Origin of the sequence: Mycobacterium sp., from assembly GCF_036273375.1 — a bacterium.
GTDB lineage: Bacteria > Actinomycetota > Actinomycetes > Mycobacteriales > Mycobacteriaceae > Mycobacterium.
In genome coordinates this window covers 33,939-56,072 of the sequence record NZ_DASUHS010000104.1, presented here as the reverse complement: position 1 = coordinate 56,072, position 22,134 = coordinate 33,939, and the positions used below count along the sequence as shown (strand labels likewise).

The following is a 22,134-nucleotide window of genomic DNA, read 5'->3' as shown; positions in this document are numbered from 1 at the left end:
ATGGCCCCACAGGAAATTGTCAGTAGCTAATCAGTGCCACAGCAGACTTGCCGCGTCTACTTCGTATAGGTGAACTCGAGGAGAACGGTTTGACGATCAACGACCCGGTTCGGCGACGTGGATCCCCACGGTGTCGTGTTTTCGTGGACGCCGCCTGGCAGGAGGCGGGGCACCAGGCCCTCGTGTCTGATGCGCCTGTGGCCGAAGGCTTGTGGGGCGGTGGCGCGCGGGAGTTCTGCAGCGGTGCTGGGTCGCGGCCTCAGGTCGTCCCGCGGGCGAGCCCATGCATCGGCAGGAGGTCCGGCCCACGAATAGCAAAGTAACAAGTGCCGACGGCGCAGTCGGTCCGAATTGGTTTAGCTGAATTCCGGAGAATGACCGAAGGCACCGAATGAACTTCGGCGCCGGATTTCCAGTGGCGCCGGTACCATAAATGCCGATCCGACTATTTCGGGGCCCGCAACCAACAAATATTGATGCAGGAGGTTGTCACATTCGCGACGGGATACGATAAATACGGCTTTCGGTCTATGCGATTGGCGACGACACCGATCCACAGATTGTTATTTAGTGCGCTTACAGATTAAATTCTAATTTGCTTTGAACTGTGGCTGGATGCTGCCCACTAACGCCTGACGTAAGTGATTTGGGCCACTAATCCGGTGGTGACGACGCGGATCTCTCACAGCCTCTCAAAGCCGGCGATATCTATTTGTTACAAAGATTTACCTGACCGGGCCGCCCACCGAAATAAGGGATGGGCACCATCGTCAGTGCATAGCAGCGTTGCTTGACTAGTCGTTCGCACGCCATTTAGGCGCAGGTCCAGAGCTAGGAGCGGTATGGCTTTGTTGTCTGCAGCACATGGAATCTGCGCATGTATCCGGTAGCGAATTCGATGAATTCCGCGACTTTGTCGATGTCGGGGTCGCGAAGCGGCGCCGACCATGGCCGCCAGAAGAGGGACCGGAGGTTTTAGATGTTGGATTTCGGGGCTTATCCGCCGGAATACAACTCGGGGCGGATGTACGTCGGGGCGGGATCGGGGCCGCTGCTGGCCGCTGCGGCGGCGTGGGACGAATTGGCCGCGGAACTGCAAAGCACCGGGGCGTCCTACAGCTCGACAATCGAAACTCTCGCAACGGGCCCGTGGACCGGCCCCTCATCCATCGCAATGGCGGCCGCGGCAGCACCGTACGTGGCGTGGATCCACGCCACCGGCGCGCAAGCAGAGCAGACGAGCGCCCAGGCCAAACTCGCGGCCGGCGCCTACGAGGCCGCGTTCGCGGCGACAGTTCCGCCGCCGGTGATCGCCGCCAACCGCTCGCTGCTCGCGACTTTGGTCGCCACCAACATCCTCGGCCAGAACACTCCGGCGATCGCCGCCACCGAAGCCCACTACATGGAGATGTGGGCGCAGGATGCCGTCGCAATGTACGCATACACCGCGTCGTCGGCGAGTGCCTCTCGGCTGGCGCAGTTTGCCGAGCCACCGCGCACTACCAACGACTCGGCCGGTCCGACGCAAGCCGCCGCGGTAAGTCAAAGCACTGGGCAATCAAGCTCAAACACCGCTGCTCAGGTGTCCCAGCTGAGCACCGGGATGCAGCCGGCGGTACAAGCCGCGACAACAGCGGCTGATCCGTCATCGGGCAGCGGACTTACGGTGCCGAGTTTCATCACCAACTGGAACGAATTCTGGTCGGTGGTCACCGGGCCCTTCTCGCCCCAGTCATGGAGCACCATTCCAGGCGGTCCGTTCCTGTCGTTCGGCCAGGCGTATGCCTGGGGACAAAACGGTCAGGGCGCGGCCGCCTATCTGGCTGGGCCGAAAGCCATTTCCGGGGCGTTGGCGCCGCTGACCAGTGGCGCCAACGCCGTCAAGCCGATGCTCAGCTCCGCCGTCGGGGCGGGGCAGGCGACGGGGTCGATGGGCAAAGCCGCTCTGGTGGGCAGCATGTCGGTGCCGCAGGGCTGGGCGGAAGCCGCCCCGGCGATCCGAACAGTCGCCCAGGGGCTGCCGGCCAACATGGCAGCGGTGCCCGCCGCGATGGCCGGTGAGGAGGGTGTCTTCAACCAGATGGCCTTATCCAGCCTGGCCGGACGCGCCGTCGCGGCCGCCGCAACCCGACCGGTCGGCGGCGCCGCGTCGATGGCTGGTTCGCTGGGTGGCGTTGCCGCCGAGGCTGATCCGGCCGCGGCCACCATCATCGTGATCCCGTGCATCGAGGAGTGACCGCGATGACCAACCCGTATGGCAGCCAAGCGCTGTCGATCCAGGCAGCCAGGTAGGAGGTACGAGCCATGTTTTACGGAGCCTTTCCGCCGGAGTTCAATTCGGGCCGGATGTACAGCGGTCCGGGGGCGGGGTCGTTGGTTGCGGCCGCAGCGGCCTGGCAGAACCTGGCCACCGAATTGCAGTCCACCGCAACGTCGTACTCGTCGGTGCTCTCGAGCCTGACGGCCGGGCCCTGGGTTGGTCCGTCTTCGCTCGCCATGGCGAGCGCCGCCGCGCCCTACGTGGCCTGGATGCAGCAAACCGCCGCGCAGGCCGCACAATCCGCGACCCAGGCCACCGAGGCGGCCACCGCCTACGAGACGGCATTCGCCGCGCACGTGCCGCCCGCGGTGATCGCGGAGAACCGGGCCCTGCTCGCGCAGCTGGTGGCGACAAACCTGTTCGGGCAGAACACTTCGGCGATCGCCGCGAATGAGACCCAATACAGCGAATTTTGGGCTCAGGATGCCACGGCGATGGACACGTACTTCGCCTCGTCGGCGACCGCATCCAACAATCTGACGGAATTCAGCCCTGCGCCCCAGACCACCAATGAGGCCGCCGAGCCGATGCAAGCCGCCGCGGTGAGTTCGGCGGCGAGCATCCCGGCCGCCAATGTCGCCAACGCCGCGACGTCGGCGGCGACCACCTTGCCCTACAGCGGGCCGTTCTCCCTCCCAGCGAACCTGGCCTATCTCTACCAGACGTTCATGACGGATCTGTTCAACACCGTCCCGGGCGGGGCCAGCTTCTACACGGCCATGTACAACGCCGTAAAGGTGCCGCTGGGTCTGACCACACAGTTCAACGACATCGGTTTGCTGATCAACTTCCCGTTGTCACAGTGGCTCAAGTTCGCCCCGCCCGTCGGGTACGGGGCGCTGCCGAAGGATGCGCTGGGCGCCGGGCTGGGTGCGCTGGGTTTTGGCCGCGGCACCTTGTACAGCTCGATCAGCCCGACCGCCGGCATGGGCAATGCCGGCACCCTGGTCGGCAAGCTGTCGATCCCGCCGAGCTGGGCCACGTCCACCCCGGCCATCAGGACAGTCGCCGCCGCGCTGTCGGCCGCCGGGTCCGAGGCCGTGCCCGCGGCCGCGCTGGGCCAGGGGAGTCTGTTCAGTTCGATGGGGCTGGCCGGGATGCTGGGCAGCGCAGTGGGCTCCGGTGGGCCCACCGTGGCGCGTGCGGGTGTGCGTAACCGGATGACTCCGATCAAGGACCTTAAAGACAAGCAATCGCCGGAACAGCTGAAACGCCTAGTCGCACAGATCTCGGAGAAACCCGAAACGGTGCAGCACCACAACGTCGATCAAGAAAATCTCGACGCCCTTCTCGAGCAGCTGGCCAAGAAGCCCGGCATCCACGCGGTGCACCTGAAGAAGGGCGACAAGTCGAAAGTCATCCCGGCCGATGCCCAGTTAGGTTGAGGGACAAACCAAATCAGCCTAGCCATGTACTAAATACGAAAACCGGCTCGCAACGGAAAGGGTGGGCAAAATGAAAAGACTACTGGCGCTACTTGGTGTGCTGACGATGATCGGCCTTGCCGCCCCGGCATACGCGGATCCTCCGCCTGCGCCGGACGGCGACGACGGAGGCTTCGTCGCCGCGCTACACCAAGCCGGCTTCAGCTTCAACAGCCCGGGTTCGGCCGTAGCCGCCGGCAGGGCGGTGTGCTCCTGCCTGAACAACGGGGAATCGGGCCTGGAGTTGGTGCACGACGTGAAGGCCCACAATCCCGGGATGGATATGGAGATGGCGTCGAACTTCGCTGTGCTTTCCGCGAAGTACTACTGTCCTCAGCAGCTCTCCAAGGCGTGACCGCGGCGTGCGGGTGGTGATCGTGTGCTTGCCTGAGCTCGAATGCTCTGCCGCTGAACAGAACTGCGGAACCCCGCCCGCCGCTGCGAACAACACCGCAACATGGGACAGTCACTAACCATGAGACTGGTGCTGGCGCTCAGCGCCGTCATTTCGGCCACGATCGGCATAGCTCCGCTCGCGCATGCCGACCCTTTGCCACCCGGCGGCGACGAGGCCCGTTTCCTTGCCTCGCTGCGGAGTGCGGGCATCACCTACTCGACCCCCGAGGGGGCGATCAAGTTCGCCAAAGCGGTGTGCGTGTCCCTAGGCAACGGTGTGTTCGGCCCGCAAATGGTTGACGAACTGAAGAGCGAAAATCCCGGGCTCACCAACGATCACGCGACGTCATTCTTGGCGATCGCGACGAAATACTATTGCCCGCAGCAACTTAACCGAAGATAGCCGCTGGGCCACGCGGCGATGGTGTCTTCGAGCGGGGCGCGTGTCACCCCAGAGTCGGTGCATACAACCCAAATTCGCGTCGCAGGAATCAGTTGTCGGCTGCGCTGCCCGGTGTAGGCGCAGTGGGCTGCACAAAGCAACAATGCGACCGCATATCGCCGGCCGGTCGCCGTCACACGCTGCCGATGACTTACTGGCCACCAGAGCGAAAACCTTAAAGGGGATTGGAATAATGACTTCATCGCTAAATAGTCTGGCCCACAATAACTTTCGCGCAGCTAGGGGCAGCCGGCCCGGCGCGCTAACCCTCCCCTCCCCAAGAACGGCCTGACCAGGGAGTTCGCAATACGACGCCGCGCCTGTGTCGGTCAAATACCGATCCAGAGAAGTTTTCAGCCGAAGGACCGGTGAGGAGCGCTGTCAGGGAAACACATGCAAAATATATATGTCCGCCAGCCGATCTCATGAATTCCATTTGAGTCGCAGCTCATTTGCGAGCTGTTCGCATATTCCCCCCTACCGTTGCACAGAGGAGGACGGGAGGCAACGGGTGGACTTCGGGGGGCTGCCACCAGAGGTCAATTCGGGACGGATGTACGTGGGCGCCGGATCGGGGCCCTTGCTGGCCGCCGCAGCGGCATGGGACGCGCTGGGAGCCGACCTGTATTCCTACGCGGCGGCCTACAGCTCGACGATCTCGGGCATGACCGTTGGGTCCTGGTTAGGACCGGCAGCGACGTCGATGAGTGCCGCGGTTGCCCCGTACGTGGCGTGGGCGGCCGAGACGGCTGCACAGGCAGAGCAGGTGGCGATGCAGGCCCGACTCGCTGCCGCAGCCTACGAGACCGCGTTCGCAGCGACTGTGCCCCCGCCGGTGATCGCCGCCAACCGCAGCCTGTTGATGACGCTGATCGCCACAAACATCCTTGGCCAGAACACCGCGGCCATCGCGGCTGCCGAAGCAGAGTATGCCGAAATGTGGGCCCAGGATGCCGCAGCGATGTATGCCTACGCTGCCTCGTCGGCAGCGGCCACTCAGCTGGCGCCCTTCACCGAGCCGCCGCAGACCACCGATTCGTCCGCGGTGGCAAGACAATCCGCAGCGGTGGCGCAAAGTGCCGCGTCGGACATTCCATCCCAGCTCTCGGCGCTGATCAACGTGACGCCCACGATGCTGCAAGGCCTTGCGACGACCCCTTCGGCGGCGGCGACGCCGGCGGCATCAATCATCGAAGCCCTTTACCCCATCACGGCCGCCCTCAGGCCTTTTTTCGCCGCCATCACCGGCGCTTACAGCCCCATTGGGGCGATCATCCTGCCCGGCGGCTGGTGGCTGCTATCCCTGCAGGCCTTGGGTCTGGCCCAGAACGCGCCGGGTGTCGCCGAACTGCTCGGCGGCGGGAAAGCCATCGCCGGAGGGCTGTCGCCGCTGGCGCCGCTGCGGGGTGGCTACATCTCCGCGGTGACACCAGAGATAGAAGGCGTGGCGGGATCGATGGGCCGCGCGACCCTGGTCGGATCGCTGTCGGTCCCGCAAGGCTGGGCCACAGCCGCACCCGTGATGAAGACAGTCGCCTCGGTACTGCCCGGCGCGCGTTTGGGGGCTGTCCCGGCGATTCCTGCCACATCGCAAGGGGCCATGTTCGGCGAGATGGCCACGGCGAGTCTGGCCGGACGTGTGTTGGCAGGCGCTGGTGTGCGCACCGTGAGCAATGGCACTACCGGCGTCGCTGCAGCGGCGGCCGATGGCGTTGCCACCACGGCCACGATCATCGTGGTTCCGGCGGATTGATGGGGCCTTGGAAGATGACCCCTCAACCGGCATTGATCCAGCGGACCGGACAACCCATGCCTAGTATGACGGCACAGCCGCAAACGCCGCCGATTCGCGGGGTGTTTGCCAGCGCTCTGGCGAGCAGTGCCCGTTCCTTCCCGGCAGTCACCGGGGCGGCCAGCGCTGGGAGGGCCCGGTAATGAACTTCGCGCTCCAGCCACCCGAAATCATCTCCGGCCAGATGTACATGGGTCCGGGGGCGGGACCGATGCTGACGGCCGCCGCCGCGTGGGACGCGTTGGCGGCCGAATTGCAGTCCACGGCGTCGTCCTACAGTTCGATCATCGAGGGCCTGGCCAACGAGGCGTGGGCCGGCCCGTCGGCAGTCGCCATGGCCGCCGCGGCCGTGCCCTACGTGGCATGGATGTCGGCGACCTCGGCGCAGGCCAAGAACGCCGGCGTGCAAGCCACGGCGGCCGCGGGCGCCTATGAGAGCGCCTTCGCGGCGGTGGTGCCGCCGACCGAGATCGCAACCAATCGCATGCGGCTGGCGATGCTGTTGGCAACCAACGTTTTCGGGCAGAACACCGCCGCGATCGCCGCCACCGAGGCCGAATACGGCGAAATGTGGGCGCAGGACGCTGCCGCGATGTTCGGCTACGCCAGCGCGTCTGCGGCCGCCACGCGACTGGCCCCATTCACCGAGCCGCCCCAGACCACCAATGCGACCGGAATCGCGGCCCAGTCGGCCGCGCTGGGCCAGGCCGGCGCTCTGGCGAGCGGTACCGGTGGGGCCGCGGACGCCGCGGCCGCACCGGCCGGCATCATCAGCCAGCTGCTCGAGGCCCTCGGCAACGCTTCCCGCGGTTACATGGAATTCTGGGACGGAGTGCTCAACACGCTCACGGGGTCCCCGTTGGCCGGGACGACGTGGCAGAACACCTTCGGGATCCTCGCCGACATCGGCCGGTTCAGCACGGTCGCCAATGACAGCATGAGCCCGATCAACCTCGCCATGACCGAGTTCAAGATGTTCTACAAACTCCCGGTCGAGGGCATGGATATCCCGAAGTCCGCGCTGGGCGCCGGGCTCGGCTTGCGTTCGGCCGGCGCGGGCCTGACCAGCGCGGTATCGGCGGCCATCGGCGAGGCGAATGTGGTGGGCAAGCTTTCGGTGCCGCCGACCTGGGCGTCGGCGACCCCGGCAATCAGGTTGGCCAGCAGCCTGCCGACCGCCAGTCTGGCCGCGAGCCCCGCGGCCGGGATCCCGGGAAGCCTGCTCGGTCAGATGGCGCTGGGAAGTCTGACCGGAGGCGCCCTCGGCGCTGTCGCGCCGCAAGTCGTGAGCGGAAGGGATGTACGGGTCCGCGCCGGCGGTGCGACGAAGATTGCCGAGCCCGTCAAACTCGACGACGTCATCGCGAAGCTGCAAAAGCAGCCGGAAGCCGTGCAGCACTGGAATGTCGACAAGGCCGGACTCGACGCTCTGCTCGACCAATTGTCCAAAAAGCCCGGCATCCATGCGGTGCACGTGTCCAGCGGAGACAGGCCCAAGGTGACCTTGCCCGACGCCCAGCTCGGAAAGGCGGGGCCAGTATGAGACTTCTACTTGCGCTGCTCGGCGCTTTCGGCGTGACCAGTATCGCGGCCCTCGCGCACGCCGAGCCGGAGGGCGACGATGCGGCGTTCCTGGCCAACCTCAGCAATTCCGGCATCATCTACAGCAGCTCCAGTCAAGCCATCACGTCCGCTAAAGCCGTATGCGGGTTGATGGGCAGGGGCGAAACGGGTTTGCAGGTTGTCAGTGACATCAAGGATCAAAACCCCGGCATGACGATGGACGGCGCGGCCAAATTCGCGGCGCTCGCATCGAGCGCCTACTGCCCCCACCACCTGACGCCCACAACCGGTTAGCCTGGGACTCGCCGCGCGCCGTGAGTACTCCGACGTCGGCGGTTCGGTCGGCCTCCACTTGCAGTTAACCCGGCTTTGGTTAGCTCCCTTCGCCGTCTTGCAACCGGGAAGGAGCGTGTCGTTGGAGACGCTGAGCGCTCTCGATTTCGTGCTCCGGCTGGGGGTCGGCGTGGGCTGCGGTGCCCTCATCGGCCTGGAACGGCAGTGGCGGGCCCGGCGGGCCGGCCTGCGCACCAACGCACTGGTCGCCGGAGGTGCGACGCTGTTCGTCCTCTACGCGGCGGCCACGTCCGATACCAGCCCCACCCGGGTCGCTTCCTATGTCGTGTCCGGTATCGGCTTCCTGGGCGGTGGGGTGATCCTGCGGGAGGGCGTCAACGTCCGCGGCCTCAACACCGCCGCCACCCTGTGGTGCTCGGCGGCTATCGGCGTGCTGGCGGCTTCGGGTCACCTGGTGTTCGCACTGATCGGCACCGGTACCGTCATCGGCATCCACCTGCTGGGGCGCCCGCTCGGCCGGCTGATCGACCGCGACAACAGTGCCGAAGAAGACGAGAGCCTGTTGCCCTACCTCGTGCAGGTGGTCTGCCGTACCAAGCACGAGAAGTACGCGCGGGCCCAGATCGTTCAGCACGCCGGCGGCAACGACATCACGCTTCGCGGAATCCATACCGGCAACCCGGCCGGCGATGAGATCACCCTGACCGCTCACCTGCTGATGAACGGCGATGCTCCGGCCCGCCTGGAGCGGTTGGTGGCCGAACTATCGCTGCTTCCGGGCGTCCGCGCGGTGCAGTGGTATGCCGGAGACGAAGCGCAGTCCGACGATCGTCGCTGAGGGCGAACTGGCGCCCGGCGCGCGTCGTAGTCTTACCTGTGTGAGTGCCCTCTCCGGCTTCCTGTCCGCGCTGCCGCCGCAGATGCGCGATCCTGTGCTTTTCGCCATCCCGTTCTTCCTGCTGCTGTTGACCCTCGAATGGACTGCGGCCCGAAAGCTGGAACACCTCACGGCCGAGGCCGCCGACACGGCGCGAGCGCCGTCGGGGGCCCACTTCACCCGCGACTCGGTGGCCAGCATCTCGATGGGACTGGTTTCGGTCGCGACCACCGCCGGCTGGAAGACCCTGGCGCTGCTCGGCTATGCCGCGATCTATGCGTACCTGGCGCCGTGGCACCTGTCGGCGACGCATTGGTACACCTGGGTCATCGCGATTCTCGGAGTGGATTTGCTCTATTACGCCTATCACCGGATCGCGCACCGGGTCCGATTGATCTGGGCGACGCACCAAGCCCATCACTCCAGCGAGTACTACAACTTCGCCACCGCGCTGCGTCAGAAGTGGAACAACAGCGGTGAGGTCTTGATGTGGATTCCGTTGCCGCTGTTGGGGATTCCACCGTGGATGGTGTTCTTCAGTTTCTCCTTGAACTTGATTTACCAGTTCTGGATACACACCGAGCGGATCGACAAGCTGCCGCGACCGTGCGAGTTCCTGTTCAACACGCCGTCGCATCACCGGGTGCACCACGGGATGGACAAGATGTATCTCGACAAAAACTATGGCGGCATCTTCATCGTCTGGGACCGGCTCTTCGGAACCTTCCAGGCCGAGCTGTTCCGTCCGCATTATGGCCTCACGAAACGCGTGGATACGTTCAACATCTGGACGTTGCAGACTCGCGAATACGTTGCGATCGCCCGCGACTGGCGATCGGCGAGGCGCCTGCGTGATCAACTGGGTTACGTGTTCGGCCCGCCCGGCTGGTTGCCGCGAGCGGCCCGGCACACCGATGCCAACACCGCGGTCGTGACCTCGCTGTAACATTTGCGCAGGGCGGCGCGAAAAGCTGAGCGGGGAGGGCGGTTACGCCGTGACCTCGGCCTCCCGTCGGTATCGGCCCGATGGATCGGAGTTCAGGGTGCATCGTCGTCTGGCACGGCGCGCGTTTGCCGCATTGACTTCTGTCGCAGCTCTCGCCTCCTTGCTGCCGGGTGCGCCGGCCCATGCTGACGTCGTCGTGTACCCGGGCATGGAAATACGCCAGGGCAACCGCGTGTGCACGCTGGGGTATGTCGACCCCGCCCTGAAGATCGCGTTCACCGCGGGACACTGCCGGGGCGGGGGCGGAGTGGTGACGGACCGCGGCGGCACCGTCATCGGCCAGATGGCGGCCTTCCGGGACAACACCCCCAGCGGAACGACCGTGTCCACGAGCCAGACGATCAGCGATTACGAAGCGATCGTGTTGGACAACAGCGTCACGGCGAACAACATCCTGCCGGGCGGTCGTCCGCTGGTCGCGGACCCCGGCCTGACGCTCGCCCCGGGGCAGCCCGTCTGCCATTTCGGCGTGATCACCGGGGAAACCTGCGGGACGGTGGAGAGCGTGAACAACGGCTGGTTCACCATGTCGCACGGTGTGCAGAGCCACAACGGCGATTCGGGCGGACCGGTCTACCTGGCGCCCAACGGCGGCCCCGGACAGCTCGTCGGCATCTTCAACAGCGTGTGGGGCGATTTCCCGGCCGCGGTGTCATGGGGAGCTACCACGCAGGAGGCTCGCGAAGACCTGGGAGTACGCGACAACGCGCACTAGGGGCAGTCAGCCCGCAGTGCCCGTCGGGGTCAGCGCGAACACCGGAATCGAGGGTGCGGCGGCGCGGAATTGCTCGTCGGTGCTGTCCGGGGTCAACCCGGCGACGTAATCCTTGACCTGCCAATACCACTTGGCCAGATAACGCCGCAGCAGCTCGGGCTTGGCCGCGTCGTCGATCTCGCCTGCCCGCATGGGGCGCCGGCGCCAGCGGGGACCCACCTCGACGACGGATGCGGCCCGGACGTTGCGCGCCCACTGGGTGTTGCCGCGCGGGGACACCAGATAGTCCACGCCGTCGACGGTCAGAAGGTTGATCACCACCGCGCGTTGCTTTCCGGTTTTGCGGCCGCGGACGCGCAGCGCCCGGGTTCCAGCGATGCTGATCCCCGCCTCGGCGAGCCAGCGGATAACCCCGTTCGCGGCGCGGGCGGCCCGGTTCGGTTCTTCGTATCGGGTGGACATGATGCGGCCTCTCAGCGAATCCTGGTCGAACTTTCGAGAGCGATGCTCTCTGATTTGAACACGCTGTCACAGCCCGCCGCGGAAAGCAAGAGCGGTGTTCTCGGTTGTGTCACACTGACCGCGTGGGCAAACGCCAGGAATCGCGTGAGCAGATCGAGGCTCGCATCATCGAACTCGGTCGCCGCCAGCTGCTCGATCGCGGTGCGGCCGGATTGTCGGTGCGGGCCATAGCCCGCGACCTGGGGATGGTGTCCTCGGCGGTATACCGCTACGTGTCCAGCCGCGACGAATTGCTGACCTTGCTGCTGGTTGACGCCTATTCCGACCTGGCCGACACAGTGGATCGCGCCCGCGAGACGGTCGGCGACGTGTGGAGCGACGATGTCGTCGCCATCGCGCGTGCAGCCCGCGGCTGGGCCGTCGCACACCCGGCCGGCTGGGCCCTGCTGTATGGCAGTCCCGTTCCCGGATATCACGCACCCCCAGAGCGAACGGTCGCGGTGGGCACCCGGGTCGTCGCGGTGCTGTTCGACGCGGTGGCGGCCGGAATCGCCACAGGCGATATTCGGCTGACGAATGATCTTGCCCCGCAACCGATGTCATCCGACTTCGAACGGATCCGCCACGAATTCGGGTTTCCCGGTGATGACCAGGTCCTGGCCAAGTGCTTCTTGCTGTGGGCGGGGGTACTAGGTGCCATCAGCCTCGAGGTGTTTGGCCAATACGGCGCAGATACCCTGACCGACCCGGAAACCGTTTTCGAGGCCCAGCTCCGGCTGCTGGTCGACGTCCTGAGCCAGCATTGATGGCTTGCGGTGGCGGCCGGTAAGCGGAATTAGAACGTGTTCACCCGGCGATTTGCCGGCCGGACGGGCACGCCATGGCAAAGTCGTTTGGGCCCTTTGAGACGGCCCCGCCACTGGACTATTCTGCGAGGCGATGACGCTTCCCGTTAAATCACCGGCGCAGATTGCCTGGGTCACCGCCGACCTTGATGCCACCGAAACGGCCCTCACCGGCCTGTTAGGCGTGCGAACGTGGGTCCGCATACCCGATGTGCACTTTGCTCCGGACGCGTGCAGCTACCGTGGCCAGCCCGCCGACTTCTTTGCCAGCATCTCGCTGAGCTACCTCGGTGACATGCAACTGGAGCTGATCCAACCGGTTCGCGGCGAGAACATCTATAGTGACTTTTTGTCCGATCGCGGGCCGGGTCTGCACCACATCTGCATGGAGGTCGAGAGCCCCGAGCAACTTGAGGTAACGGTGACCGAGGCCGCCGAGCGGGGCGCCGCGGTCGTTCAGCGAGGCGCGATGCCCGGCGGCATCCAATTCGTCTACCTATCAGCGCCGCAGGCGGGCGTGCCGTATGTCGAGTTTGCGTACGTTGCGCCCGAGATGAGGGCGTTTTACGACTACATCAAACAGGAGCAGCGGTGAGCACGCGCCAACGACGGCGCAGAGCGCAGCGATGAGGAGGAGTGGCGCCAATGAGCACGGAGATACCGGCAACAGTTTGCCCGGATGACGTGACCACATGGTCGGATGACGTCGACGTCGTGGTGATCGGCTTTGGCATCGCCGGCGGCTGCGGCGCGGTCAGCGCGGCGGCCGCCGGAGCGCGGGTGCTGGTGCTCGAACGCGCGGCTGCCGCGGGTGGCACCACTTCGCTTGCCGGAGGCCACTTTTACCTCGGTGGCGGGACCGCGGTGCAGCGGGCGACGGGTCAAGAGGATTCCGTCGAGGAGATGTACAAGTATCTGGTCGAGGTGTCGCGCGAACCCGAGCTGGACAAGATCCGCGCCTACTGCGACGGCAGCGTCGAGCATTTCAATTGGCTGGAAGACTTGGGCTTTCAGTTCGAGCGCAGCTACTACCCGGGCAAGGTCGTCGTTCCCCCGGGCACCGAAGGGCTGAGCTATACGGGCAATGAAAAGGTCTGGCCCTTCTGCGAGCGGGCCAAGCCGGCGCCACGCGGACACTCGGTGCCGGTGCCCGGCGAATTGGGCGGCGCCAGCATGGTTGTCGACCTGCTGCTCAAGCGCGCCGACGCGATGGGCGTGCAGATCCGCTACGAGACCGGGGTCACCAACCTGGTCGTTGACGACGACGGCGCCGTGGTCGGCGTCGCGTGGAAGCATTTCACCGAAACCGGTGCGATCAAGGCCAAGTCCGTCATCATCGCAGCGGGCGGATTCGCGATGAACCCGGAGATGGTCGCCGAGCACACACCCGCGTTGGGCCAGGAGCGACGCACCAAGCATCACGGCGTCGTGGCGCCCTACATCCTGGGCAACCCCAACGACGACGGACTCGGCATCCGGATGGGCGTCTCGGCGGGCGGCGCGACCAAAAATATGGACGAGCTGTTCATCACCGCGGCGGCCTATCCGCCCGAGGTTCTGCTGACCGGTGTGATCGTCAACCAGGAGGGCCAGCGGTTTGTCACCGAGGACTCCTACCACTCGCGCACTTCGGCTTTCGTGCTGGAGCAGCCCGACCACACGGCATACCTGATCGTCGACGAAGCGCACACCGAGATGCCGGCCATGCCGCTGATCCGCTTCCTCGACGGGTACGAGACCATCGCGGAAATGGAAGCCGCGCTGGGCATTCCGGCGGGCAACCTCGCCGCCACGCTGGATCGCTACAACAAGCACGCGGCCGCGGGCGAGGATCCGGATTTTCATAAGCAGCCGGAATTCCTTGCGCCACAAGACAACGGCCCCTGGGCGGTGTTCGACCTGTCGCTCGGACGCGCGATGTATTCGGGATTCACCATCGGCGGCCTCGCGGTGACGCTCGATGGCGAGGTGCAGCGTGCCGACGGAACCGTGGTGCCCGGTTTGTATGCCGCGGGCGCGTGCGCGTCCAACCTCGCCCAGGACGGCAAGGGCTACGCGAGCGGAACGCAGCTGGGTGAAGGCTCGTTCTTCGGGCGCCGCGCCGGAGCGCACGCGGCCGCACGGGCCGGGGGAGCATAGGCGCCGCTAGACCGGCGCGGGTTCCTTATCGACCGGGCCCAGTTGCCACGGGCCGCCGCCGAGCAGGTGCAGCTGCTGCTCGTGGTGCTGCTCGACTGTGGGCCGATGGCTCACGCTGACCATGACGCACTCCGGCAGCTCGGCCCGAACCAATTGATACAGCGCGAATTCCAGGCCCTCGTCCAGCGCGGAGGTGGCCTCGTCGAGGAAGACCGCCTTCGGTTTGGTGAGCAGGATACGCGCGAAGGCAACCCTCTGCTGCTCGCCGGGGGAGAGCACCTTGGCCCAATCGTGGTCTTCGTCCAGCCGGTTGATCAGCGGCGCCAGCGCCACCTTGGTGAGCACGTCGTGCAGCTGCTCATCGGAAATGTTGTCCGGTGAATGCGGATAGGAGACCACGGTCCGCAGGTTGCCGAGTGGCACATACGGCAGCTGTGACAAGAACATGGTCGCGTTGTCGCCGTCCGGGCGGCACAGGGTTCCCGACGCGTACGGCCACAGTTCGGCCAGGCTGCGCAGCAGCGTCGTCTTGCCGGCCCCGGAGCGGCCGGTGATCACGAGGGTGTCGCCGTGGTCGAGCTGAATGTCCAGCGAGTCGACCAGTTGGTCACCCTCCGGCGTGCGCACCTCGATCCCGCGAAGCTCAACTGTCGCCTCCTCACTCGGCTTGACCAGAATCGCTGGAAGCGCGCGACCCTTGCTGTTGGCGTCGACCAGCCCGTGCAATCGGATGATGGCGGCCCGAAAGGAGGCGAACGCGTCATAGTTGTTGCGGAAGAACGACAGCGAGTCGTGAATATTGCCGAATGCCGTCGCCGTCTGGCCCACATCGCCGAAATCGATCTTGCCGGCGAACAGCCGCGGCGCCTGAATCACCCACGGCAGCGGGACGATTGCCTGTGACACCGACCAGTTCCACCCGTTGAAAATGATGGTCCGTCGGACAAAATTGCGGTAGTTACCGATGATCGGCGTGAAGCGCCGCCACAGCTGCGCCCGCTCGACCCGCTCACCGCGGTAAAAGCCGACCGCTTCCGCGGCGTCCCGCAACCTCACCAGGGCGTATCGGAAGGCGGCGTTCAGCCTTTCGTTGTTGAAGCTAAGCCAAATCAACGGGCGCCCAAGCCAAATCGCGACGACGGTCGCGATCAGCACGTAGACCAGAACCGTCCAGAACATCGCCCGGGGTAACACCACGCCAAAGAGATCCAGGTCCCCGGACAGGTTCCACAGGATCGCGGCGAAGGAAATCACCGAGGCCACCGCATTGACCGCCCCAAACAGCAACGTGCTTCCCGTCCCGTTGGACGGGATGTTGGGGGTTCCACCGGCGTTGGCGGTGAAGATGTCGATGTCCTGCTGGATGCGCTGGTCTGGGTTGTCGATGGTGTTGTCGATGAAAAGATCTCGGTAGTAAGCCCGGCCTTCCAGCCAGTCGTCGGTGAGGTTAGCCGTCAACCACATGCGCCAGGCGATGATGAACCGCTGCGTCAGATAAACGTCGGCCGCGAACCGGATGACGTAGAGGGTTGCCAACACGCTGAAGACCGCGAGCGACATCCAAAAGCCATGTACCCCGGACTGTTTGACGCCGTCGTCACCGGCGGCCATTCCCTGAACCGCCTTCTGCACCGCGGTGTACAAGTCGTTGCCCTGGTAGCTGAGCAGCACTACCAACCGCACCGACAGCAGCACCGACAACAGCAACACGCCGAGCATGGCCCACACCCGGACGCGGTGTGCCCCGACGAAGTAGCCGCGGGTGATCCGCCAGAACTGCCTGCCCCAGGGCGTGAGATAGCGGAACGCGAGCAGCACCCCGAACAGACAGATAGCGCTGACCACCCACGCTATGGCGACCCACCGCAACGAATCCATGGGTGCCGCCGACCAGTTGATCGATGGCTTGAAGGGTTTCGGACCCATCGTCGACGTCTCCTTAAGGTCGAGGTGGTCAAACACTCCTCAACTTCAAATCCTTCGGCGAAGGTACCCGACGGACCTGGTTAGGCTGCGGTCATGACTACCGACGCCATCCCCGCACAAACATTGCACGCCGGCCGACTTGTCGCGCGGCGCCTGCGGGCCAGCGGTGTCGACACCGTCTTCACGCTATCCGGCGGCCACCTGTTTTCCATCTACGACGGGTGTCGCGACGAGGGCATCCGGCTGATCGACACGCGCCATGAGCAGACCGCGACGTTCGCCGCCGAAGGCTGGTCGAAAGTGACGCGGACGCCGGGCGTGGCCGCCCTGACCGCGGGGCCGGGCATCACCAACGGGATGAGCGCGATGGCGGCGGCGCAGCAGAACCAGTCGCCGCTGGTGGTGCTGGGCGGCCGGGCGCCGGCGCAGCGCTGGGGCATGGGCTCGTTGCAGGAGATCGACCACGTGCCGTTCGTGGCGCCGCTGGCCCGCTTCGCCGCTACCGCACAGTCGGCGGACGAGGCCGGGCGGCTCGTCGACGACGCGCTGCGCGCGGCGGTTGGTGCGCCGTCGGGCGTGGGTTTCGTGGACTTCCCGATGGACCACGTGTTCTCCATGTCCGACGATGACGGCCGGCCCGGCGCCCTCGTCGACCTGCCGCCGGGGCCCGCACCCGACGGCGATGACCTGGGCCGGGCCGCCGCCCTGCTGTCCGCGGCGAAGCGGCCGGTGATCATGGCGGGCACCAACGTCTGGTGGGGCCGCGGCGAAGCCTCCCTGCTACGCCTTGCCGAAGAACTCCAGATCCCGGTGCTGATGAACGGAATGGCCCGCGGCTCCGTTCCCGCCGATCACCCGCTGGCATTCTCCCGGGTTCGCGGAAAAGCGTTGGGGGAGGCCGACGTTGCGCTGATCGTCGGCGTTCCCATGGACTTCCGGCTCGGCTTCGGCGCGGTGTTCGGGGCGCAGACCCAGCTCATCGTGGCGGACCGAGTCGAACCCGCACGCCGCCATCCGCGGCCGGTGCAGGCCGAGCTCTACGGCGACCTGTTGACGATTCTCGCGGCGCTGGCCCCCGCCACGGGGACCGACCATGCGGACTGGATCGGCGAACTGCGAACCAACGAGACGGCGTCGCGCGCCAAGGAGAAGGCCGAACTCGCCGACGACCGCAGCCCACTGCACCCGATGCGGGTGTATGCGGAACTGGCACCCATGCTGGATCGCGACGCCATCGTCGTGATCGATGCCGGTGATTTCGGGTCGTACGCCGGACGTGTGATCGACAGCTATCAACCGGGTTGCTGGCTGGACAGCGGCCCGTTCGGGTGCCTGGGTTCTGGCCCCGGCTATGCACTGGCCGCCAAGCTGGCCCACCCGGACCGCCAGGTGGTGCTGCTGCAGGGCGACGGCGCGTTCGGCTTCAGCGGCATGGAATGGGACACCCTGGTTCGGCACAACGTGCCGGTCGTGTCCGTGATCGGCAACAACGGAATCTGGGGTCTGGAAAAACACCCCATGGAGGCTTTGTACGGCTATTCGGTGGTGGCGGAGCTGCGCCCGGGGACGCGTTACGACGAGGTAGCGCGCGCCCTGGGCGGCCACGGCGAACTGGTCGCCGCGCCCAGCGAGTTGCGGCCCGCGCTGGAACGCGCCTTCGCCAGCGGGCTGCCCGCCGTCGTCAATGTGCTCACCGATCCCGATGTCGCCTATCCACGCCGCTCCAACCTCGCGTGACGAGTCGTTGCTCCGCACCCCGCGGCGCGACCCGCATCGTCGGCGACTGGCCTGAGTTCGCGCGGCGGCTCACCGCGTACCGTTGACCTGTGCCTAAGACGACCCGCGCTCAACCCGGCCGACTGAGCAGCCGCTTTTGGAAGCTGCTCGGCGCCAGCGCCGAAAAGGACCGCAGCCGCTCTCTCACCCAGGTCACCGACTCGTCGGAGTACGACGACGAGGCGGCCGGACTGACCGACGAGCAGCTACGCAAGGCGTCCGGGCTCCTCAACCTCGATGACCTCGCGGATTCCGACGACATCCCGCAGTTCCTCGCCATCGCTCGGGAGGCGGGCGAGCGGGCGAGTGGGTTGCGGCCGTTCGACGTTCAGCTGTTGGGCGCGTTGCGCATGCTGGCCGGCGACGTCATCGAGATGGCCACCGGTGAGGGCAAGACGCTCGCGGGCGCGATCGCCGCTGCCGGGTACGCGTTGGCCGGACGGCACGTGCACGTCGTGACCATCAACGACTACCTGGCCCGTCGTGACGCCGAATGGATGGGCCCCGTCATCGAAGCCATGGGCCTGACCGTCGGCTGGATCACCGCCGAGTCGACCAGCGAGGAACGCCGGTCCGCGTACGGCTGCGACGTCACCTACGCGTCGGTCAACGAGATCGGCTTCGACGTGCTGCGCGATCAGCTGGTGACCGACGTCGCCGACCTGGTATCGCCCAATCCCGACGTGGCCCTGATCGACGAGGCCGACTCGGTGCTGGTCGACGAGGCACTGGTGCCGCTCGTGCTGGCCGGAACCACCCACCGGGAGACGCCCCGGCTGGAGATCATCGAGCTGGCCGGCCAACTGGAGGCCGGCACCGATTACGACACCGACGCCGACAGCCGCAATGTTCACCTGACCGAGGTCGGCGCCCGGAAGGTCGAAAAGGCGCTCGGCGGAATCGACCTGTACTCCGAGGAACACGTCGTCACCACCCTGACCGAGATCAACGTCGCGCTGCATGCGCACGTGCTGTTGCAGCGCGATGTGCACTACATAGTCCGCGACGACGCGGTGCACCTGATCAACGCCGCGCGCGGCCGCATCGCGCAGCTGCAGCGCTGGCCCGACGGCCTGCAGGCCGCCGTCGAGGCCAAGGAGGGCATCGAGACCACCGAAACGGGTGAGGTGCTCGACACCATCACCGTGCAGGCGCTGATCAACCGCTACAGGACGGTGTGCGGCATGACCGGCACCGCGCTGGCCGCCGGTGAGCAGCTGCGCCAGTTTTACAAGCTCGGGGTTTCACCGATTCCGCCAAATGAGCCCAACATTCGTGAAGACGAGTCCGACCGGGTCTACATCACCGGCGCGGCCAAGAACGACGCGATCGTCGCGCACATCGCCGAGGTGAACGGGACAGGGCAGCCGGTGCTGGTGGGCACCCGCGACGTGGCCGAATCCGAGGACCTGCACGAGCGGCTGCTGCGCCGCGGCGTACCGGCGGTGGTGCTGAACGCCAAAAACGACGCCGAGGAAGCCCAGGTGATCGCCGAGGCCGGCAAATTCGGCGTCGTCACCGTCTCGACGCAGATGGCGGGGCGCGGTACCGACATCCGACTCGGCGGCTCCGACGAAGCCGACCATGACCGGGTCGCCGAGCTGGGCGGGCTGCACGTCGTCGGGACCGGGCGCCACCACACCCAGCGTCTGGACAACCAGTTGCGCGGGCGTGCCGGGCGGCAGGGCGACCCGGGATCGTCGGTGTTCTTCTCGAGTTGGGAAGACGACGTGGTCGCCGCCAACCTCGACCACAACAAGCTGCCGATGGAAACCGACGAAGACGGCAAGATCGTGAGCGCCAAGGCGGCGGGTCTGCTCGACCACGCGCAGCGCGTCGCGGAGGGCCGCATGCTGGACGTGCACGCGAACACCTGGCGCTACAACCAGTTGATCGCCCAGCAGCGCGCCATCATCGTCGATCGTCGTAATACGTTGCTGCGCAACCCAACCGCGCGTGAAGAGCTCGCCGATCTGGCGCCGAAGCGCTACGAGGAGCTGGCCGAGACGGAAGGAATCTCCGAAGAGCGCCTGGAGACGATCTGCCGGCAGATCATGCTCTATCACCTCGACCGTGGCTGGGCCGACCACCTGGCGTACCTGGCCGACATCCGGGAGAGCATCCACCTGCGGGCGTTGGGTCGGCAAAACCCGCTGGACGAGTTTCACCGGCTGGCCGTCGACGCGTTCGCGTCGCTCGCCGCGGACGCGATCGAGGCGGCCCAGCAGACCTTCGAAACCGCGAACGTGCTCGAGGAGGAGCCCGGACTGGACCTGTCCAAACTGGCGCGGCCGACGTCCACGTGGACCTACATGGTCAACGACAACCCGCTGTCGGACGACACGCTGTCCACCCTGAGCCTGCCCGGGGTCTTCCGCTAATCCCGATGGTGTCGACCCGCTGCGCCCGGCTCCGCCGCGCTTGCGATCGCCACTAATCCCGATGGTGTCGACCCGCTGCGCCCGGCTCCGCCGCGCTTGCGATCGCCACTAATCCCGATGGTGTCGGGCGCCGAATGTGCGTCCTGCCGCACGCCGGCGCCCGAGTGTGCAGCCAGCCGCGCACTCGCCGTTGGGCTAAGGTCACGGCTCATGGAGCCCGTGCTTCCGCCCAACCGGGTGCTGACGGTGCCCAACGTGCTCAGCGCCGTCCGCCTGGCGCTGATCCCGGTGTTCGTCTACGCCCTGGTGATCGAGCACGCCAACGGGTGGGCGGTCGCGATTCTGATATTCAGCGGCGCCTCGGACTGGGCCGACGGCAAGATCGCCCGGCTTCTCAATCAGTCCTCGCGGCTGGGTGTGCTGCTCGACCCCGCGGTCGACCGCCTCTACATGGTCGCGGTGCCCATCGTGCTGGCCTTCGGCGGGATCGTGCCGTGGTGGTTCGTCATCGTCCTGCTCGCGCGGGACGGGCTGTTGGCAACCACGCTGCCGCTGCTGTGGAGTCGCGGGCTGTCCGCGTTGCCGGTGACCTACATCGGCAAGGCCGCGACGTTCGCGCTGATGTCCGGCTTTCCATTGGTACTGCTGGGCACCTGGGACGCGCTGTGGAGCCGCGTGACCGGGGCCTGCGGCTGGGCCTTCCTGATCTGGGGTATGTATGCCTACCTGTGGGCCTTCGTGCAGTATGCGGTGCAGATGATTCTCGTGCTGCGACGCATGCCCAAGGTCGACCGCGGTGCTCGCCCGTCGGCCGCGGCGAAGGTGGCTGACCATGGCTGACGCGGACCGTCTGCTCGGCGGTTACGACCCCAATGCCGGTCACAGCGCCCATGTGGCGTCGCGGCCCAACCAGATCCCTGTGCCCTCGCTGTTGCGCGCGCTGCTGTCCGAGCACCTCGATCCCGGGTATGCCGCGGCTGCGGCCAGGCGCGGCATCGCCGACGCACCACGCAGCGGACGCCAGCGCACGTTCGGTTGGCTCTGGCAGGCCGCGGCGGCGCTGCTGATCGCGACGGTTTTCGCCGCCGCGGTGGCGCAGGCCCGCTCGGTGGCCCCCGGAGTGCGCTCCGCGCAGCAGCTGCTGTTGGGCAATGTGCGGTCGACGGAAGGCTCCGCGGCCAAGCTGAACCAGCGCCGCAGCGAGCTGGCGACGCGCGTCGACGATGTGCAGCGCCACGCCCTGGCCGAAAATGCCGAGGGGCAGCGGCTCCTGAAACGGCTTGACGCGCTCAGCCTGGCGGCCGCCAGCACGGCGATCATCGGGCCCGGCCTGAAGGTGACCGTCACCGATCCTGGTGCCAGCCCGAACCTTTCCGACGTGTCCAAGCAGCGGGTCAACGGCAGCAGGCAAATCATCCTGGATCGCGATCTGCAGCTGCTGGTCAACTCGTTGTGGGTGAGCGGTGCCGAGGCCATTTCCGTCGGCGGTGTGCGGATCGGCCCGAATGTGACTATCCGGCAAGCCGGCGGCGCGATCCTGGTCGACAACAACCCGACAAGCAGTCCGTACACGGTCCTGGCGATCGGGCCGCCGCGCGCGATGCGCGATGTCTTCGACAACAGCCCCGGCATGCAGCGACTGAGGCTGCTGCAGAGCTCCTACGGTGTGGTGGTTACGGTGGACGCCGCCGACGGACTAACGCTTCCTGCCGAATCGATCCGGGATGTCAAGTTCGCCAAGCAGATTGGGCCACAGTGAGAAAAGTCCTCAACAGA

Annotated in this window: 19 protein-coding genes; 17 read left to right on the top strand and 2 right to left on the bottom strand. The window is 66.2% G+C overall.

Features of this window, described 5'->3' with window-relative positions; translation table 11 throughout:
- Nucleotides 1–979: 979 nt before the first annotated feature.
- The 10 genes from VFW69_RS10465 (at nucleotide 980) to VFW69_RS10420 (ending at nucleotide 10,829) form a co-directional block, all read left to right on the top strand.
- A complete protein-coding gene (locus tag VFW69_RS10465) occupies nucleotides 980–2,236 on the top strand; it encodes a PPE family protein (protein ID WP_526500864.1) in 1,257 nt (418 codons plus the stop codon).
- Between the two features lie 68 nt (nucleotides 2,237–2,304).
- Nucleotides 2,305–3,705, top strand: coding sequence for a PPE family protein (locus VFW69_RS10460; protein ID WP_526500862.1), 1,401 nt, complete (start codon nucleotides 2,305–2,307; stop codon nucleotides 3,703–3,705).
- A 70-nt stretch (nucleotides 3,706–3,775) separates the two neighbouring features.
- A complete protein-coding gene (locus VFW69_RS10455) occupies nucleotides 3,776–4,099 on the top strand; it encodes a DUF732 domain-containing protein (RefSeq protein WP_526500860.1) in 324 nt (107 codons plus the stop codon).
- Between the two features lie 120 nt (nucleotides 4,100–4,219).
- A complete protein-coding gene (locus tag VFW69_RS10450) occupies nucleotides 4,220–4,543 on the top strand; it encodes a DUF732 domain-containing protein (RefSeq protein WP_526500858.1) in 324 nt (107 codons plus the stop codon).
- Nucleotides 4,544–5,093: 550 nt separating this feature from the next.
- Nucleotides 5,094–6,335: a PPE family protein gene (locus tag VFW69_RS10445; RefSeq protein WP_526500856.1), complete on the top strand. Its 1,242-nt coding sequence runs from the start codon at nucleotides 5,094–5,096 to the stop codon at nucleotides 6,333–6,335.
- Between the two features lie 181 nt (nucleotides 6,336–6,516).
- Nucleotides 6,517–7,917, top strand: coding sequence for a PPE family protein (locus VFW69_RS10440; RefSeq protein ID WP_526500854.1), 1,401 nt, complete (start codon nucleotides 6,517–6,519; stop codon nucleotides 7,915–7,917).
- Nucleotides 7,914–8,231: a DUF732 domain-containing protein gene (locus tag VFW69_RS10435; RefSeq protein ID WP_526500852.1), complete on the top strand. Its 318-nt coding sequence runs from the start codon at nucleotides 7,914–7,916 to the stop codon at nucleotides 8,229–8,231. Before VFW69_RS10440 ends, VFW69_RS10435 begins: the two co-directional genes overlap by 4 nt.
- A gap of 121 nt (nucleotides 8,232–8,352) precedes the next feature.
- Nucleotides 8,353–9,069, top strand: a complete 717-nt coding sequence (locus VFW69_RS10430) for an MgtC/SapB family protein (RefSeq protein WP_526500850.1) — start codon at nucleotides 8,353–8,355, stop codon at nucleotides 9,067–9,069.
- Nucleotides 9,070–9,109: 40 nt separating this feature from the next.
- Nucleotides 9,110–10,054, top strand: coding sequence for a sterol desaturase family protein (locus tag VFW69_RS10425; RefSeq protein WP_526500848.1), 945 nt, complete (start codon nucleotides 9,110–9,112; stop codon nucleotides 10,052–10,054).
- A gap of 97 nt (nucleotides 10,055–10,151) precedes the next feature.
- Nucleotides 10,152–10,829: an Rv1815 family serine proteinase gene (locus VFW69_RS10420; protein WP_526500846.1), complete on the top strand. Its 678-nt coding sequence runs from the start codon at nucleotides 10,152–10,154 to the stop codon at nucleotides 10,827–10,829.
- Nucleotides 10,830–10,835: 6 nt separating this feature from the next.
- On the opposite strand, the gene VFW69_RS10415 is transcribed toward VFW69_RS10420, so the two are convergent.
- A complete protein-coding gene (locus tag VFW69_RS10415; protein ID WP_526500844.1) occupies nucleotides 10,836–11,291 on the bottom strand; it encodes a nitroreductase/quinone reductase family protein in 456 nt (151 codons plus the stop codon).
- Nucleotides 11,292–11,413: 122 nt separating this feature from the next.
- Between VFW69_RS10415 and VFW69_RS10410 the strand changes: the two genes are divergently transcribed.
- From VFW69_RS10410 to VFW69_RS10400, 3 genes are all read left to right on the top strand, one after another.
- Nucleotides 11,414–12,097 carry a TetR/AcrR family transcriptional regulator gene (locus tag VFW69_RS10410; RefSeq protein WP_526500842.1) on the top strand — a complete coding sequence of 228 codons (684 nt, stop codon included), beginning with the start codon at nucleotides 11,414–11,416 and terminating at the stop codon, nucleotides 12,095–12,097.
- Nucleotides 12,098–12,230: 133 nt separating this feature from the next.
- Entirely contained in the window at nucleotides 12,231–12,731 is a 501-nt protein-coding gene (locus VFW69_RS10405; RefSeq protein WP_526500840.1) for a VOC family protein, read from the top strand.
- Between the two features lie 50 nt (nucleotides 12,732–12,781).
- Nucleotides 12,782–14,275, top strand: a complete 1,494-nt coding sequence (locus VFW69_RS10400) for an FAD-binding protein (RefSeq protein WP_526500838.1) — start codon at nucleotides 12,782–12,784, stop codon at nucleotides 14,273–14,275.
- Nucleotides 14,276–14,281: 6 nt separating this feature from the next.
- Here the strand turns inward: VFW69_RS10400 and bacA are convergent, their stop codons facing one another.
- Nucleotides 14,282–16,201: a vitamin B12 ABC transporter pemease/ATP-binding protein BacA gene (gene bacA, locus VFW69_RS10395; RefSeq protein WP_526500836.1), complete on the bottom strand. Its 1,920-nt coding sequence runs from the start codon at nucleotides 16,199–16,201 to the stop codon at nucleotides 14,282–14,284.
- 93 nt (nucleotides 16,202–16,294) lie between these two features.
- On the opposite strand from bacA, the gene VFW69_RS10390 reads away from it, so the two are divergent.
- From VFW69_RS10390 to VFW69_RS10375, 4 genes are all read left to right on the top strand, one after another.
- Entirely contained in the window at nucleotides 16,295–17,938 is a 1,644-nt protein-coding gene (locus VFW69_RS10390) for an acetolactate synthase (protein WP_526500834.1), read from the top strand.
- Nucleotides 17,939–18,027: 89 nt separating this feature from the next.
- Nucleotides 18,028–20,358: an accessory Sec system translocase SecA2 gene (secA2, locus tag VFW69_RS10385; protein WP_526500832.1), complete on the top strand. Its 2,331-nt coding sequence runs from the start codon at nucleotides 18,028–18,030 to the stop codon at nucleotides 20,356–20,358.
- A gap of 210 nt (nucleotides 20,359–20,568) precedes the next feature.
- Entirely contained in the window at nucleotides 20,569–21,198 is a 630-nt protein-coding gene (locus tag VFW69_RS10380; protein ID WP_526500830.1) for a CDP-alcohol phosphatidyltransferase family protein, read from the top strand.
- Complete coding sequence (locus tag VFW69_RS10375) at nucleotides 21,191–22,117, top strand: DUF881 domain-containing protein (RefSeq protein WP_526500828.1); 927 nt, start codon at nucleotides 21,191–21,193, stop codon at nucleotides 22,115–22,117. The genes VFW69_RS10380 and VFW69_RS10375 overlap by 8 nt, the downstream gene beginning before the upstream one ends.
- Nucleotides 22,118–22,134 lie beyond the last annotated feature (17 nt).